Below are 2,132 nucleotides of genomic sequence, written 5' to 3'. Positions count from 1 at the left end.
CAGCCCGCTGTCCCCGGCCATATAGGCCAGGCGCTCGTTCGGATAGACCGGGTCGAGCGGCACGTAGGCGCCGCCCGCTTTCAACACGCCCAGCAGGCCGACAATCATCTCCAGACCGCGTTCGACGAAGATGCCGACCAGACTGTCCGGCCCCACGCCCTGTCCGCGCAGGTAATGGGCCAGACGGTTGGCCCGCGCATTGAGCTCTTGGTAAGTCAGCGACTGGCCCTCGAACACCACGGCCACCTGCTGCGGCGCGCCTTGCGCCTGCGCTTCAAACAGTTCGTGCAGCGCGCTGTCGCCATCATGGCGCTGCGCTATCCGCGTGCCCACCGCAAGCAACTGCTCGCGCTCCTGCGGCGGCAGCACCGAAATATCGCCGGCGTTCATGTCCGGCTGCGACCGCAGCGCCTGCACCAGACCGGCCAGCGCCTGCTCCAGATAGGCGATCACGCGCGAAGGAACAATGCTGTGATGGACATGCGCATCGATCAGGAAGTCATCGCCCCGATCGTCGATAGAAATCGTCATCGGATAATTGGTGCGCAGTCTGTAGGCAAGCAGCGCGATGTCGTCCGCCGAGGTATCCGTGCCCTGCCCGTCTGCCGATCGAGCAGCATTGCGATAATTCAGAATCGCGCTAAACAGCGGCACATGGCTTGCCAGGCCACTGCAGCGCTGCGCCAGCGATAGCGGTGCCTGTTCGTAGGACAGCAGCTCACGCAGCGCCAACTCCGTCTGTGTCACGAGACTATCCACGCTGATGCCTTCAAGCTTCAGGCGCAGCGGCAGCGTGTTGATGAACATGCCCAGCATGTTGCTTGCGCCGGCCGTGCCTTGCAGGCGCCCGGACAGCACGGTGCCGAACACCACGTCGTCGCGCGCGCTGCAGGCGCCGATGACCAGCGCACAGGCTGCGTGGAACAGAGTTGCGGGGCTAATCCTGCGCCGCCTTGCCACTTGGCGAATATCGCGCGCCAGCGCCGCGTCCAGCGCTTTGCTGTCCTCAACGGTCGCGCTACCATCGCCATGCACGTTGAGCAACCTGAAAGGCGCGGTCGGCTCTGTCACATCACCCAAGGTCTTGCGGAAAAAGTCCTCGATATCGCTGCGGCCGGCCTGGTCAAGCGCATGCGCGAGGAATTCTCGATAGGGAACCGGCTCCGCCAGAGCTGCCGCCTGGCCACCCAAATGCGCCTGGATTTCCCGATGCAGCAGCATCGACGAGGTAGCGTCGTCGATCAGATGGTGACTTCGGAACAGCACATACACCTTGCCCGTGTGCGGCTCGCGCGCGACGCAAACTTCCAGCATCGGCGCTCTGGAAAGATCCATCGGCCTGTTGAAGCGAGCTTCTAATTGGCTTTGCGGATCGCTTGCCGTGCCCAGTTCGATCATCTCGACATTGAGCTCAAGCTGGCGATACACGACCTGCGCCGGAACCCGCAGCTGGTCGGACAGAATGGCGGTGCGCAGTACGTCATGCCGCGCAATCACACTGCGCAAAGCGTCCAGCAGCGCCTCGAACTGCGCCGGCGTGTCGACTGCGAACAGCGACGGAATGACATACGGATCACTCTCGCGGTGCATCAGGTGATAGAAGTACATCCCCTCCTGCAGCGGTGCCAGCGGATAAATATCCTGCACGTTGGCCGCGCCACCGGGCACGGTGGCCACGATTCGGTCGATCTCGTCCTGGGTCAGATCGATCAGCGGCAGCATGTCCGGCGTGATGCGCTCGCACGCGGCGGGAATGCGGTTCGGCGGTGCGGCGAAAGCCGCTGCGCCGGCCGGTGAGACGTCAATTGCCGCCGCCAGCTCTGCCAGGGTGGCAGCCGCATACATACCGCGCACGTCGGCCTTGACCCCGGCCTGCTCCATCGCCGACAGCAAGCGCACGGCCAGCAGCGAATGGCCGCCCAACTCGAAGAAGTTGTCGTGGATGCCGACACGTTCGACCTTGAGCACCTCCGCCCAGATCGCCGCCAACTTCTGCTCCGTTTCGCTGCGCGGCGCCACATACCCGGCCTGCGACAGGCTCGCGTCCGGCGCAGGCAGCGCCTTGCGGTCGACCTTGCCGTTCGGGTTCAGCGGCAGCGTATCGAGCGTCACCCACACGGATGGCACCATGT

The 2,132-nt window shown here is 64.3% G+C and carries 1 protein-coding gene; it reads right to left on the bottom strand.

The genetic code is table 11. The annotated features are described in order from the left end of the window. The coding region (locus O0879_RS28510; protein WP_289920044.1) for a condensation domain-containing protein at positions 1-2,118 on the bottom strand (2,118 nt) is incomplete at its 3' end. Positions 2,119-2,132 lie beyond the last annotated feature (14 nt).

The organism is Janthinobacterium sp. SUN120 (genome assembly GCF_030397735.1).
Lineage (GTDB): Bacteria > Pseudomonadota > Gammaproteobacteria > Burkholderiales > Burkholderiaceae_D > Janthinobacterium > Janthinobacterium kumbetense.
Note: the sequence above shows the minus strand (reverse complement) of the source record. Positions and strands in the feature narration are given on the sequence as shown.